Origin of the sequence: Endozoicomonas sp. 8E (genome assembly GCF_032883915.1) — a bacterium.
Taxonomy (GTDB): Bacteria; Pseudomonadota; Gammaproteobacteria; order Pseudomonadales; family Endozoicomonadaceae; genus Endozoicomonas_A.
Genome location: NZ_CP120717.1, coordinates 1,799,135 through 1,813,760, shown reverse-complemented (window position 1 = coordinate 1,813,760; position 14,626 = coordinate 1,799,135). Strand labels below are relative to the sequence as shown.

The window sequence follows — 14,626 nt, the reverse complement described above, 5'->3', positions numbered from 1 at the left end:
TTCAGCTCTCCCGTCACTTGGTATCAGACGCCGCAGCACTCTTTTCAGCTACAGTGCCCTTCTCAGCCGCTGCACCGTAAACACGCTCTTCTGGCTGATAGCGAGTAATATTGACGTTCTGGTAGTCCAAACGGGGAGCTGAGTCACCGTTATAGTAGGCCAGAGTGTGTTTCAGGAACCTCTCGTCGTCACGGCGCTCAAAGCCATCAATCCGCTGATGAGCACCACGAGACTCCTTACGATTCAGTGCGCCTACAGCCATAGTTTCAGCAACAGCGAGAGAGCTTTGCAATTCAAAAGCTTGCAAGAGCTCAGTGTTGAAAGCCTTGCTGCGGTCTTCAACATGAACCTTACGAAAGCGCTCTCGAAGTTCTGCAATTTTGTCGACCCCTTCCTGCATCTCTTCGCCGATTCGATAGATACCAAAGCAACGCTCCATAGTTTTCGCCATCTCATGACGAATGTGAGAGGCTTTTTCAGTACCCTTTGCGTTGCGCAGATTTTCGATGCTGGCCAGGTGCATTTTCGCCTGATCCATTAGTTTTTTCTCATCAGACATTACAGCCTGTTGAGCAAACCCGGCTGCTTTATCACCTGCCAGGGCACCGAATACCACTGTTTCTGCCAGAGAATTTGAGCCCAGACGGTTAGCACCATGCATACCCACGCTGGCACATTCTCCGGCAGCGAAGAGGCCCGGAATATCGGCGGCACAGTTAATATCAGTACGGATTCCCCCCATGGTGTAATGAACCGCAGGACGGACCGGGACAGGCTGATGAACAGGATCAACACCTACATAGTTTTTAGCCAGTGAGCAAATCAGCGGCAGGCGCTCCATCAGTGTCTTTTCACCCAGATGACGAAGATCCAGCAGCACGGCATCACCCAGAGGGGTTTCAACGGTATTGCCCTTGCGCTGCTCATTCCAGAAAGCCTGAGAGAGCTTGTCACGTGGGCCCAGTTCCATGTATTTGTTCTTTGGCTGCCCCACCGGTGTCTCTGGACCCAGGCCGTAATCCTGCAAATAGCGATAGCCATGCTTATTGAGGAGAATACCGCCTTCGCCACGACAACCTTCCGTCATTAGAATACCTGAACCGGGCAGACCGGTTGGATGGTATTGAACAAACTCCATATCTCTCAGAGGCGCACCTGCTCTCATAGCCATGCCATGACCATCACCGGTCACAATGGCACCATTGGTGTTGAAGCGGAATACACGGCCAGAACCACCGGTTGCCAGAATCACGGTTTTAGCCAGGAAAACCTTCGGCTCACCGGTTTTAACTTCAACAGCCACCACACCCTGGACACGGCCCTCTTCAACAATGAGGTCGATAGCGAAGTACTCGTCAAAGCGTTCAATAGCAGAATATTTGACAGATGTCTGGTAAAGTGTGTGCAACATGTGGAAACCGGATTTGTCAGCAGCAAACCAGGTTCTCTCAATCTTCATACCGCCAAATGGACGTACGTTAACGTTACCATCCGGTTTCCGGCTCCATGGACATCCCCAGTGTTCCAGCCGAATCATTTCTTCAGTAGCATTCTGAACAAAGTAATCGACAGCATCCTGATCACAGAGCCAGTCACCACCCGAAACGGTATCCTTGAAGTGATTCTCGAAAGAGTCATGATCCTGAATAACACCCGCTGAGCCCCCTTCTGCTGCCACTGTATGGCTGCGCATCGGGTAGACTTTTGAAAGCAGTGCGATATTCAGGTTTGGGTCTTTTTCTGCAACCGCTATAGCTGCACGAAGACCAGTAGCACCGGCACCTACAATTGCAACATCGGCCTTGATGACCTGCATTATGCCACCTCTGCTGAAGCTCCGGTCTTTTGGTCTGACAGCAGACTTCGTCACAACCGGACAGGGTTAAGTAAAATAGTTGTAAAGGGAACCTGATGGGTAATGTCCGGATACTGCCTTTTGGAAGGATTCTCTGTGCTAACATTGAAAATCAGTATAGCTCTATTTGAGGCCTTTCTGGCTCTTGCCATGACAGTGTTCAGCCAAACCCGTTAACAAGTTAATGAGTTCAATATACTCACTGAGAAGATCTTAAACAATCACGTCAAATCTCACAGATATGAGTATTTATCGCATCCTCACGCTGAAAAGGGTAAATGCAATTTCTAAATCATTCTCATTCGAACCAAAAAATAAAGAGAAATCAGTATCTGAACATGATGTGTGACAAACGGTTTTTCATAGATAATAGTAAAACACCCCTGATTCGGGGACTGAGAAAAAGTGACTAGGGAAGGTTATAGCCTTATATGAATCACAATCATTTTGACTCATCGAACATGGAATGATCGTTGGTAATACTGGTGACAGCTCCAGAGTTAATTCTTTCAAAGCGTTTTTGTAGCGCCTTGATTTGCAGATCTACACTGGCATCTACAACCCCGATATCACTCTCCATGATACAGTCACCGGTAGACAGACGCTCATCCGAAACAAGATCTATAAAGCCTACACCTTTGTATTCCCCCAGTATTTCATTGAGTCTTGCTTTAACCATCTTGAATTGACTGGGAGGGATACGAATGGTGACTTGCTTCTCATTTCTGACGTGCTGTAGTGCATTTTTTACCAGACTTACGGCAAGTTCTTCCTGATCATATTCACCAATTATTTTTTTAATCCCCGACATTAAAATATCAGCCAGGGCTTTCTCCACCTCTGATAGATAATTTATGGTTCGACTGACAACCTTAAGCATCTGCTCAGCCTGATCCACCTTACTTTCTGCTAAACCTTCTTCATAACCTCTCTGCTTTTCCTTCTCATAGGCCTGACGAGACTGCTCCAGTATTTCTCTGGCATGATCCCGAGCTTTGCTGACGATTTTTTCAGACTCAAGATAGTCTGCATAATCTTGTGATTTAAGGACTTTCGCTGACGGGTCAATCGTCAACTGTCCGGAAGTCAGACGAACAGGTGACGCCATTCTTTATTCACCTCTTTATGAGCTTTAACGACCAGTGTCTTGCACTGATTGATATCCAGGTCCGACTTCTCAGAACTCCGGTCTGAACTCCAGATAGTATCGCGAAATGAAACAGGCAGTTTTAATTCCAGCCTTTTGATAAAGGCAGGAGAACTCTCTGAGAAAGCCCTTCCAAGCACTTGAAAACCGGATTGCGTAAGATATCGTTTAAAACTATCGAGATGATCCCAGTCAATCAAAAAGCTTGGCCCCAGATCAGTTCCGATGCGACTGAAAAACTGCGCCTTTTTGACAGCAAAACGAAATCCATCCTCACCCAGCGTTTTCTTTAGCAATAGCCTTTCCTGCTTACGAAGGGTATTTCGAATAACACTTTCGTTGAGAATAATGCCCAAATAAAAAGCCAGTTTTGTAATGGATTCTTCGTCAGCCAGCGCTATTCTTTTGTGCTTTTCATCAAAGTCGTAATCAAAGTCGTTGTTAAGATCAAACTCTTTTAATAAAAAATGAGACAGATGGTAATCTGCATTACCGGCCTTTCTGAGCTGTTTGACCAGTGGTGATAACTTGATAGTTTGCAACCAGCTGTGATGAATAAAGCGAACCAGGTAGTGGTTAAATTCAGCAACGGACTGAAACAGTTCTAATTGAGGGTCCATCTGAAGATTTGGCTGTTCTGCGTTCATTCAGTCTTCCTGACTTTTTTCTTGCCTTTCTTCATAAACATCATCCAATACAGTGCTCCACAACCGGCAAGGGTCATGATCAAAAGAAACAGGAGCCCATAGATAACCCCTCTCAAAGCCCCGGCAGAAGAAGGATTGACCTTAACGAAAAATACCGATTCCATTTTGGGTGCGGCACTGCTCCCCTGATTAATGCGGGTAGCCGGAAAGAGAGAAACCGTGATTTTATCAAGGGACAGCCCTTCAATACTGTTAGACACCAGTGTTTTGACCTTTGGAATGAAACCCGCCAGCTCCAGCTCCGGTGTGTACTTGATAAACACAGAGGCCGATGAAGGGTAATTGACGTCACTCAGAGAATCCTGCTCCTGGGGCAGTACTACATGGACACGAGCGGTGATGACACCATCAATCATGGATAATGTTGATGAAAGCTCCTGCGACATGGAATAGGTATAGCGAGCCCTCTCTTCAGTGGGTGAGGAGATCAGACCGTCTTTCGGAAAAATATCACCAATGGAAGAGTACTTTTCCTTGGGATATCCATAACCACGCAACAACTTGATCGATCGTGAAACTTCATCAGATGGCACCATCAGGGTCACCATCTTTTCTTTATTAATGAGCTTCTCTGCAGGTATGCCCCCATCCAGCAGGATAGCCAGCATATCATTGCCTTCCTTTTCAGAAAGACCAGAGTAGAGCTCAACCTTACACCCGGACAGCAGAAAGCTGAGACAGATGACTCCCAGGTATTTCAGAGTACGGTGCACAGTTCCCTTGCTCATGAACGGGTGACTCCGGCTGTATTTCTGGATCCAAAATAACCAGACAGCTGTGCACCTGCTTCAGGACTCCATCAGGAATTACTGATTACGCAGCAGAGTATCAAACGTCTGGGTACTCTTACTGACAATTTTCCCTATGTAGTCCTCGGTGACCATCAGGTTGGTCATGGCCATCTGGGTTTTAAACATGTCCTGCATGGTCATGGTTTCACCAGGCTGCAGGTTGGAGACAACATTCTCCTTACCTGCTTCAACATGCTCTCTTAACCCCTGCATACCTCTGAGAATCTTATCTCCCAGAGTCAGGGCTCCCCCTTCTGGCTGTCCAACCGCTGATGCAGCTTGTATTGCCTGCTGTCCATCGGCATCACCTGACAGCAAACTGCCAAATTTATCTGCCGCACCTGCATCCACTTTCTCCGGAACGGCAAAGGTTTCGGCAGATTCAAGTGCTTTCTCTGTCAGGCCTTTTGAGTTGATAATATTTTCGGCCATATAGCTGACCTCTTGAGTTGGTCACAGTTTTCAGCAGGCCGAGCCTGCCACCCTATGGAGCCTTAAGCAGCAAGCTGCTCGGATTGTCTTATTATTGATTCGATAGCACTTTCGACGGTTGGACGGGAGAATTGCTCATTATTGAGATAAATCAACCAGACCAGTTCCTCTTCTCCTTTCAGTCCTGCTTGCAATGGCAGCACAAGTGACTGGGTGTAATGACACTTTTTTAGCGCGTAAACCAGACTTTTGGAGGCATCAAATCGGGACAACCCCTGAACCATGTAGACAAGAACCCCCTCTTCCTGAGTCTCCAGATACAAGGTCCTTTCTGATTCAAATTCCATGCTGATCACTCCGGATACGCCGAAACTGAGTCCCTCAATACCCATTCCCCGGCCGATATCCGAAACCACCTCATCGCGCCAATCCATAGCTTGCTTTCCTCGTGCTAAACAGCTTTCACAGGACCCCCTGCCTTTTACCAGCTGTAGAGTCTTTAGTGGTGGCTACTGAGACTTCTGTTCCTTCCCAGCAGCAAAAAAAGGCGTTTCAACTTTCTTACTTGATGGCAAATCCAGAGAGGCGGTTACCTCACCCAAGAAATTATCATCCAGCGCGGCATCCAGAGCAGCCTCTTCAATGGCCTCTGACTCTTCCTCTTCAATTTTGTTATCCAGACTGTCTGTTGCCGCAGACAGCATATTCAGTTTGGTCTCATCATTGGTAAACACTTCTTCGGGAATGGACCTCACGATATCGACGATGGAAGTCAATGCAAAAATATGAGCTTCCAGTTTTTCCAGATTCATTTTTAACGGCAATTTTTCAAAATCAGACTCTGTCACCCACTGTTGATCGACGAGATCGAGCATCTCTTCCATGAGCACAAGTCGAAGGACTTTTTCTTCAGGGAATGTTCTTTCCAGCCTCTCTTCAGCTTCGCAACAGGCATCATGAACACCCGACTGAATCTTCAGCCCTTTCATATCATCAATAATGACTTTCAATCTGACCGGTGAAGTGGAGTGAGTGGTGCAGTTCAAATCCGTCGCAAGGAGATCAAGTTGCCCCTGAATAGCTCCTTCCAGATTCTCTGCTCCGTAGGTTTCTACCAGATAGCGATAAGTTGTCTTGAGTGAACCGTCATCACGCACATGATCCATCTTCGCTGAGTCAATGAGGTTGGCATAGCTTTCACGGACCGTACGAACATCAACGTCAAAGCCCATCTCTTCGATCATCTCGGCTGCTGACTCAGAGATATTGAGGCCAGCCTGGATCAGTGTCGGGTTCTTTTCCCTGATGCTTTGCTGAGCCGTACGAATTTGATTGGCTTTTTCCTGGTCTCCCTGCTCTTCAAAATATTCTGCGGCAAAATCCAGTGCCGCAAATTGCTCGAGCACGTCGTCGGAAAATTCCTGGGCCTGCTTCAGAACCTGATTGGGGTTGAGATTGGTTTGATTACTGAAATTGTTAACCAGATCCTTGAACGCCTGGGTTTCCTGAATAGCCTGTATTTTCTTGATGCGCTCAAGCAGCTTGTCAGAGAGTTCTGAACCACTGGAGAGTTTTCTGTCTTTGAGTTTGGTTTGCTTGAAGCGGTCAGCGACCATGGAAAGCTCTTCTGCACTGTCAAGCAGCGCAGAAGTGGCATCAGACCGAACCTGAACCGTTTGTCCGGCAACCTTGCCTTTGGCTCCCTGGTTACCTGCAACGTTCTGGTTACTCTCCAGAAACGATGGCGCTGATGCACCACCGGCCCTGTCGAGTGGAATAGTCATGTCATGCCTCCTGCATGCTGTGGACGGCAATCCTCAGAGTCTGAACGTCTCTGTTTAGCCTCGTGTAGTGGTTTTTAGCGTTTCGAACCAGGTTCGTATAATTTCGTCCATCTTACTTTGAACAGTCTTCACCATGTCCTGTTGCAACTGCATCCACTCAGATGCACTCTGAGCCGAGTTTTCGTGGGTTTTCTGGAAGGCTTCATGCTCTTTCTGTAATGCCTGATGTTCTGCAGACTCATAGTTAAAGCCCGCAGAAACAATGTCACCCGCACCCGTCGCTATCTGAGCCTTCTGGGTAGCCAACTGCATCCTGATAGACTTCTCAGCAGCGGAACCACCGCCCGATGCTCCATTAATTGCAATCATACCTGCACCTATTTTCATGGTACCGCTGATCGTGCCTGCTATCAGAGTGGAAATGGCGGCCTTTCTCATTTCTCCGGCCTGGTGCAAAACTTCCTGCTTGGCTGCATCATACTCAGCAGCCCTGGTTTCTCTGGCGGTTCTTCGACCCTGAACACCCATCTCGTGAAGGAGTTCAAACACAGTAAAAATGTCCACCAGCTGTTGCAGCACTCTGTCACCGATCGGGCTGCCTGTTGATAGAACGTTGGCGGCCTTTGCCATCTCTTGCAAATGAGCAAGCTGATTAGAATCTATTGATCGGGCAAGCTTACCTTGAATTTTCAACGATTGAGGATCGGCTGTGGCCAGCAACACATCGGCTTCTGCATCACTGAAGCCCATCTGTTTCAGTAGTTCTTTCTGTTGTTCAGAACCAAATGTCTGGCCGTTCAACAGAGCCGTCAAACGTTCTGCCTGAGCATTGCTGAATCCCTGAGAGGCAAGGGCCGATTTATTTTTCCCGGACCCGGCCTGATGAGTTGACATCAGTGAATTGCCTTCATCATCCGGATCGGCCAGTGACAGCAAGGCATCCACCTGACTTTCACTGAAACCCATGGCCTTCAGAGCGTCTTTTTTACCCTGTAAGGCTGATTCACCGCCATGCAGGGACGCCAGAGAGTTGCCTGCATCATCCGGATCAGCCAGTGACATCAGGGCATCGAGCTGGCTCTGACTGAAGCCCATTCCGGCAAGAACACTTCTCTTACCCTCAGCAGTTCCGAGATTATGGCCATGAAGGTTACTTATAAGACCGGCGCTGCCTTTCAAAAGATCGGCGTTTTTTTTCAGTTGCTGTTGCTGTTCCGGACTGAGGTTACCAGTGCGCAATCCTTCCGCCAGCTTCTGAGTATTTTCAAGAGATGACTGAGTCTGCTTGCTGATATCGTTGACGTCAGAACTGGCTGTTTCAAGATGGGTGGGCTTGACATCACCGGGTTTATCAAGCTCTGGTGCCCTCTTCTGTTGACCTTTCAAAACTTCGGTACTTTTGCTTTCACGGGAATATCGAAGGTTTTCGCCGTCAAGATCTCCCCGACCGACTTCATCCAGGGGCGCTGCGCCACCTGACCCTGATGTCTGGGAACTATAGTCCACTGGCGTATTCTGTGACGCGCCTGTCTGTCCTACCTGTGACATAATCTACCTCCTTGAGACTCAGGCACGCAGGTTGCGCGCAAGTGTTGTCTTGGTTTCATGATTCGCTTTAATGATGCTGGCGGCTGTGGAGTAGCCATTCTGGAGTTCCTGGATAGCCTTCTCCAAACCTTCCATAGCATCATCTATGGCCTTCTGGATCCTGACCATTTCGGCTTTTTCTTCAAGCGCTTCTGCCCTGAATGTGTCTGCCTGGTATTTATAAACAGAAGTTCCGATATCAGCACCACCCGAAGCAATCTGACCGGCGCCCCCTATCAACTGGGCTGTCTGTCCTAACTTGGTCACGATCGCAATTTTTTTTGCCACAGCAGCTGATGTGGTTGCAGCCGTGTTAGCGCCTGTCGCCGTCACCGTTGCAGCGGTTGAAGACCCTGCTGCGGTACTTGATGAAGCTGTACTGGCAGCAGCTCCACCTGCACCGGCAACGCCACCCGCAAAAGCTGCGCCTGCGGAAAGTGCGATCATAATGACAGCCCAAAAGACCGTGGCACCAATTTTGGCATCTTGCTCACCGTCTTTGTCACCGGCAAGGCCGTCAAAAATTTTCATCATAAAGTTGTTGGTTTCTGATGAAACCGTCATGGTGATCATAAGACCTGTCGCTGCAACCATAAGACTTGCAGCAACAATACTCAAAGCACCACCGGTAAGAACTCCCGCAACAGCCAAAGCGACGGAGGCAATCGCCATGAATACCAGCGCGATATAATTGAAAATCTTCCCGACCATTTGGGATTTTTTCGATTCTTCGACTTTTGCAATGGATTCACGGATTTTGCTGATGATGTTGCTACTGCGTTGTTCCGCAGCGACCTGACCTATCCTGATACTCTCCTGGTCAAAGCGGAGTCGCTCGTTCTGCAACTTTGACTGGATCTGAACCAGCATCGTGGTAGCGGAGTCTATATCCAGAGGCCTTTCAGCGTTGAGAGCTGCCTTGGTAAATGTATCGAGATCCTTCGTCAGCTCAGCTTTCAAATCATCCGGAATTTCTTTGATGGCAGAGAAACGAACCATGACATCTTCGAAAGTATTAAACAGTGTATTCAGCTTGGGATCGCCACCCCGGGCCTCCATATCTTTCAATCTGGCAGTGGGAGAGTGCATGGGAGCAAGAGAGTTTTCAGGATCTTTGGGATCAGCCACAGCCAGCACCCCATTGATTTGGGATTTGCTGAACCCCATACTTTCAAGTTCATTGCTCTTACTCTGGAGATGGGTTGTCTGCTTTCTGATGGGGAGGTTGCTTTGTTCCTGAACCCCCACACCAGGTGTCTTGGGACCACCTTTTGCCGACTTGTCTGTTGCCTGCCCTTCCTGATGTTTCAACACTTCTGCGGTAGCTTTTTCAGACTCAGCATTTGCCGAAGGCGCATCCAGAACGGGAGCATTGATCTGTGCTTTAGGGGCTTCTCCACCTTCCGTTCTTGAGTAACTGTTCTGGTTACTAAAACCTCGCTGAACCGGGTTTTCTTCATTATCAACAGCATCAAAAGAAGCCTGATGAATATTTCCGCTTTGCTCTGTAGGGGCAGGCCCCTGACCGATTGAAGACATCCTTTCACCTCTTCCCTTAACTGCTCAGGTTTTCCAGCATGCTTTCGGCTCTTTGTTTTTCTTCCTCAAAAGCAGCCGCGTTTCCAGCCCATTCAATGGCTGTCTCATATGACATTTTTGCTTTTTCGTTGTCACCCATTGCCAGATGACAGTCTCCGATGTAGAGCATGGGCCTGGGGTCGTCGGCATCCAATACCGTGGCAAAAGTGAAGATCTCAATAGCATTTTCATACTGCTTCATCATTTGCTGGCAGGCACCGAGCCCCATGAAGTATTTTCGATTGAAGTGATCATAGAAACAGAGAAACTGAAAGACCTTTTGCGCCTCATCGTACTTCCCCCCCTGATAAAGGTTATAAGCGACGCTGTATATGGCTTCCATAGCATCATCACTCATATTCTTGAGGTCTTTGAAGGTTCCGCCCTTACCAAAAAACTCGAGAAGCATATCATCAAGTTCTTCACCTTCATTCATCTTGGCTTCTTCATTCACAGCGGGATCCTCCATGATTCACCGTAGGTTCTGAATAATCGTACTGAGTGACTGATAGTATTTGTTGACAAAGTTAGAAAGCATTTCAAAGCTTTGGTTATATTTATTTATAGTCTGCTGCAGCTTGGTTGTTTCCAGCTGGGATTGACTGGTCAAAGCTTCAATTTTGGTCTTCAAACCTTCGATATTAACTTCCCAGTCAGCTGAATTGTGATTAGTGCCACTCTGGTACTTCGCGCCAAGGCTATCCCAGAACTCCTTGAACTCCTGACTAAAGGTTGTTGTGCCCGATGTACCGGCGTCGGCTTTTTTAGCTTTAGCTTTGGCTAACCAGTCGTTTGCTACTTCCAACTGGGCGTTCTTGTCCTGAATCGATTGAATCTGATCTCTGAGTTGGACCTCTATGATTTCCGCCCTGGCCGTTAGAACTGACATCACCAGAGCATCGAGACTGGGCTTGGAAAAATCGACAGGCTCTCCATTCAAATAGGCATTTACAGAAGCTGCACCCGGACCAATATAATTGTCTCCCTGCCAGTTGCTCGGATTACTGACCTGATTCAGAAGCGAGACGGGAGTCTGGACATAGACCAGCTGCTTTGCTGCATCCGTGAGCTTGCCTGAGTACTGAAGAGAGTTGAGTGTCGACTTATCAACAGTATAAAAGTGAGTGGGTGTCAGGGAATTCCCCTGATCATCAGGGTCGGCCAGTGATAATAAAGCATCAATCTGTGCATCACTGAAACCCGCAGCTCTGAGTGAGTCTCTCTTGGCATCAGTAAGATGAACAGACCCCTGCGTGCCAGTGAGTGTTACTCCCCCCTTATTATCCACTGCTGGTGTGGAATCAGTCATAAATTGGCTCCCTGCCGCCCTGAGCAAATCACATTAGTATTAATTTAGTACATGACTTCAATGCGAAAATTTCATCAACAACATAAATTAAGAACTATTTGAAATGATTTTTATCTCTCATTTTCTCGATCACATTACTAAACCTGTCTCCCGTATGTCTTTCAAGCTCATCCAGGAACTCTGCCCCCGTGATCCTTCTACCTCTGGGTTTTTCGAGCACCTCCTTCGCGGCGTTCAGAAAGTCAATCCTGTCACTTTCACCAAGACGATCGGCCCTCTGCAAAGTGCCCAGTTCAAAAGAAAGCACTCGAAGGTGGACTCGATTTTGTGAAATAGTCGGATCAAACACCTCTGAAGCACCTGTTCTTCTCGCAGAGGACTGTGGAGGTGTTGTCAGTGGTTTTCCAGACTTTGGAGCTATGGGAGGGGGAGGAGGAGGTTCAGGCACCGCGCCAGAGACCCCTGCAGCAGCCCCAAATGCGTCCAGGCTCTGCTGTTTTAACAAACGCTCGGCTTTTTCTGCTTCGAGCAACTTCAAGACATGAGTCAATATTTCTCTGGCTTGTTCTGTGCCGGGACTGGCCAGAGCCCCCTGGGTCATGGCCATCAGCTGCCCCAGGGAGGCGTCGCTCATTCTGGGCAGCATCTCTTTCATTTTCGACAGAAAATCAGCCAGAGCCTGCTCTCTCTCAGTGGCTGATGTGGCATTCATCATAGCTTCTGCCGCACTCAAAATAGCGTTTGTGACCAATTTGAATTCATTATCGCGGGGATCAAAACTCTTATCTCGACTCAATACATCGGCAATAGCCTCTGAAATCACTTCTGAGAGAGGCAAGCCTGCTTGCATCCCTGAAGAAACTTGCTCTAAAAGCGCCTCGGGGTCTCCATTAATCCCGCTCTCTTGAGCAAACTTCCTGAGCCTTTTTTTGGCTTCGTCTTCATCCAGAGAACCATCTTCCCTGACAGGAATCGGGCCATCCCCCTGAGTGAGGGCTTCCAGAATGGGTTTGCGAACAGCCATGAACTTGCCATCATCGACATTGTTTTCAACCGGCTTGGATTTAGACTCATCAGGTTTTGGCTCAGGCTTATCAGGTTTCGGGTCAGGCGGGTTAACCGGAGCATCACCCGGAGCAGCCATGATCTCGGTGAGACCCATACTCAACATCATTATTCCACAAGCGTATATACAAAGTCCTGCTGGGGGAAAAGCAATGCTTGCGATGGCACCTATGCCCACCAGAACACCACCCACTGCGGTGACCGTTGACTCTTTTTTATGTTTATCGAAAAAACCAAGCTTGGGCTGAAGCTGATTCTTGAATGCTTCTTTTCTGCTTTGCACATCAGGATCATCGGATGAGCTGACAGACACGTGGGGTTGCTCAGAAGGTGAAGTCGCTGTGGGTGAAATGGATTCATCATTCGCATCTGGGGCAGGACTGTCCCCATGCTCACCCGGAGATATTTGCCCGGGTTCTTCGTGCAGCTGAGCACTTTCATCGCTATGCGGATCAGATGCTGTAGATGATTCATAAAGTCCGGAAAGTTCGTGAGGGCTGGTTCTGGAAGACTTTCTGGAGGCTTGCAGCGAATCCAATATTTGAGAAGCTTGTTCATCGTCCATGGAATCTTCCAGCTTTGACTTCATCAGCTCTGGCAGATCTTCACGGGCTCTGGTGGCAGTTCGTGTGTGTATACTCTCCGGTGCTGGGCTCGAAACTTCAGAGCCACGTCCCCCAATCAGACTCCTCCCCGGCGTTCCGGTTACATTTCTGGGACCCAACCGGCCCGATTCATTAGCCTGCTCTGGCTGCACCACATCAACAGGTGGCGTAGTTTGAGTATCGACTCCCGTCGTTCTCCCTGGCATAAACCTTCTTCCAAAAGTGCGTCATGTACTTCAATAAAGCTTAGATGAACTATCGCTTTGGCAGGAGATTTAATACTCAAAGAGAATAAGTAAGCCTTCACTATCCAGCCAATTTTTTGGCACTTCAACCCAACAGTCACCCAGTGACTTCAACTGAACTACACCTGACCATGCTCATAACCCAGAACACTACTCCAGCATTTTCGAGATACAGCCCGTTCCGTAAATAAAGCTTCAGGCAAGATAGCCGGACGACTTACACAGCTTTTTGTTTGGCTGGTGTCTCATAAAATTCCAACACCGCTGACATGACATCTTTAGGACTGAGCATCCCGACCAGAGCACCGTCGTCAACAACGGGTACCCTGAAAGCGTGGGCTTTCATAAAGTGTTCGTAAGCAGTAATGATATTGTCGAAGGGCGATACGGTGAGGACTTCCCGGGTCATACTTTCACCCACAAGACTGCCTTCCTGGGAAAAATACCCTCCCATCAATGTTCCCTGAAGACAATCGGTTTCCGAGAGGATACCGACCACGCCCCCACTCTCATCGACAACCGGTACGGCAGTAATATCGTTGTGGAGCAGTATTCGTATGGCCTCAACCACTTCCATGGTTGGAGGAATGGTGATCACCTGAGGTGTCATGCAGTCTTTAACTTTGATTGATCTCATAAAACCTCTCCGGTTATTCTGAGCAGTCAGGAGCAATACGACCCTTACAGTATTCTACTCTTTTTCAAACAATGTCCAGTTGCCAAAGGAACATACTTCATAAAGTCCTGTTCAGAACGGAGACAACTCCCTTCGAGAACTCTATAATGGCCAGCTCTCCATCCATTTACCTCTGTAATCGAAATAAGGCAAAGGTATACACATGAGCTATACAAATATCCCGGCAGGTAAGAGTCTGCCTGAAGATATCTATGTTGCCATCGAAATTCCGGCCAATGCGTCACCAATCAAGTATGAAATTGACAAGGATGTTGATGCTCTGATGGTAGACCGTTTCATGGCTACCCCCATGTTCTACCCTGCCAACTATGGTTACATTCCCCAGACCCTGGCGGACGATGGTGACCCTCTGGACGTTCTGGTAGTGACGCCTTACCCTGTTGTTCCGGGTTCTGTCATCCGCTGCCGTGCAGTCGGCATGCTGAACATGTCAGACGAGAGTGGTCAGGACGAGAAACTGATTGCAGTTCCCCATGAGAAGCTGTCTGCACTTTACAACGATGTGCAGGAATACTCTGATCTGCCAGAACTACTACTGAAGCAAATCGAGCACTTCTTCGAGAACTACAAAGATCTGGAACCCGGTAAGTGGGTCAAGATCGAAGGCTGGGAAGGCAAAGAAGCTGCCTTTGAAGTCATCAAAAAGTCTGCAGCAAACTACAAAGGCTGAAGGAATTACCGCAGTAAACTATTTTCATAAGCGGTTTATTCATCCTTTGATGGTGCTGGAGATGTGATCTCCAGCACCATTAGCGGACTCGGGAGCTTGCATCCCGGCCATTTCACTTCACAATTAAAGAACCAGAAACAAGAACAGTTGGTTT

14 protein-coding genes are annotated in these 14,626 nt (G+C 48.1%); 1 reads left to right on the top strand and 13 read right to left on the bottom strand.

Features of this window, described 5'->3' with window-relative positions:
* Window positions 1-13: 13 nt before the first annotated feature.
* From frdA to P6910_RS06555, 13 genes are all read right to left on the bottom strand, one after another.
* Window positions 14-1,816 carry a fumarate reductase (quinol) flavoprotein subunit gene (gene frdA / locus P6910_RS06615; RefSeq protein ID WP_317145482.1) on the bottom strand — a complete coding sequence of 601 codons (1,803 nt, stop codon included), beginning with the start codon at window positions 1,814-1,816 and terminating at the stop codon, window positions 14-16.
* Between the two features lie 481 nt (window positions 1,817-2,297).
* Entirely contained in the window at window positions 2,298-2,963 is a 666-nt protein-coding gene (locus tag P6910_RS06610; RefSeq protein ID WP_317145481.1) for an HrpE/YscL family type III secretion apparatus protein, read from the bottom strand.
* Window positions 2,942-3,649, bottom strand: a complete 708-nt coding sequence (locus P6910_RS06605) for a SctK family type III secretion system sorting platform protein (RefSeq protein ID WP_317145480.1) — start codon at window positions 3,647-3,649, stop codon at window positions 2,942-2,944. The genes P6910_RS06610 and P6910_RS06605 overlap by 22 nt, the downstream gene beginning before the upstream one ends.
* The gene (sctJ, locus tag P6910_RS06600) at window positions 3,646-4,437 is read right to left on the bottom strand and encodes a type III secretion system inner membrane ring lipoprotein SctJ (protein ID WP_317145479.1); all 792 of its coding nucleotides are present in this window, start codon (window positions 4,435-4,437) and stop codon (window positions 3,646-3,648) included. Before sctJ ends, P6910_RS06605 begins: the two co-directional genes overlap by 4 nt.
* Window positions 4,438-4,515: 78 nt before the next feature.
* Window positions 4,516-4,932, bottom strand: a complete 417-nt coding sequence (locus tag P6910_RS06595; protein WP_317145478.1) for an EscI/YscI/HrpB family type III secretion system inner rod protein — start codon at window positions 4,930-4,932, stop codon at window positions 4,516-4,518.
* Window positions 4,933-4,994: 62 nt separating this feature from the next.
* On the bottom strand, window positions 4,995-5,366 hold the full coding sequence (locus tag P6910_RS06590; protein WP_317145477.1) for a hypothetical protein: 372 nt from the start codon (window positions 5,364-5,366) through the stop codon (window positions 4,995-4,997).
* A 75-nt stretch (window positions 5,367-5,441) separates the two neighbouring features.
* Entirely contained in the window at window positions 5,442-6,716 is a 1,275-nt protein-coding gene (locus tag P6910_RS06585) for a TyeA family type III secretion system gatekeeper subunit (protein ID WP_317145476.1), read from the bottom strand.
* Between the two features lie 54 nt (window positions 6,717-6,770).
* Window positions 6,771-8,264 carry a hypothetical protein gene (locus tag P6910_RS06580; protein ID WP_317145475.1) on the bottom strand — a complete coding sequence of 498 codons (1,494 nt, stop codon included), beginning with the start codon at window positions 8,262-8,264 and terminating at the stop codon, window positions 6,771-6,773.
* A gap of 18 nt (window positions 8,265-8,282) precedes the next feature.
* Complete coding sequence (sctE, locus tag P6910_RS06575; protein ID WP_317145474.1) at window positions 8,283-9,842, bottom strand: type III secretion system translocon subunit SctE; 1,560 nt, start codon at window positions 9,840-9,842, stop codon at window positions 8,283-8,285.
* Between the two features lie 16 nt (window positions 9,843-9,858).
* Window positions 9,859-10,335, bottom strand: coding sequence for a SycD/LcrH family type III secretion system chaperone (locus P6910_RS06570; protein ID WP_317145473.1), 477 nt, complete (start codon window positions 10,333-10,335; stop codon window positions 9,859-9,861).
* An 18-nt stretch (window positions 10,336-10,353) separates the two neighbouring features.
* On the bottom strand, window positions 10,354-11,190 hold the full coding sequence (locus P6910_RS06565; RefSeq protein WP_317145472.1) for a hypothetical protein: 837 nt from the start codon (window positions 11,188-11,190) through the stop codon (window positions 10,354-10,356).
* A 94-nt stretch (window positions 11,191-11,284) separates the two neighbouring features.
* Window positions 11,285-13,066, bottom strand: a complete 1,782-nt coding sequence (locus tag P6910_RS06560; protein ID WP_317145471.1) for a hypothetical protein — start codon at window positions 13,064-13,066, stop codon at window positions 11,285-11,287.
* Between the two features lie 256 nt (window positions 13,067-13,322).
* On the bottom strand, window positions 13,323-13,742 hold the full coding sequence (locus P6910_RS06555; protein ID WP_317145470.1) for a CBS domain-containing protein: 420 nt from the start codon (window positions 13,740-13,742) through the stop codon (window positions 13,323-13,325).
* Window positions 13,743-13,944: 202 nt separating this feature from the next.
* Between P6910_RS06555 and ppa the strand changes: the two genes are divergently transcribed.
* Complete coding sequence (gene ppa, locus P6910_RS06550; RefSeq protein WP_317145469.1) at window positions 13,945-14,472, top strand: inorganic diphosphatase; 528 nt, start codon at window positions 13,945-13,947, stop codon at window positions 14,470-14,472.
* Window positions 14,473-14,626 lie beyond the last annotated feature (154 nt).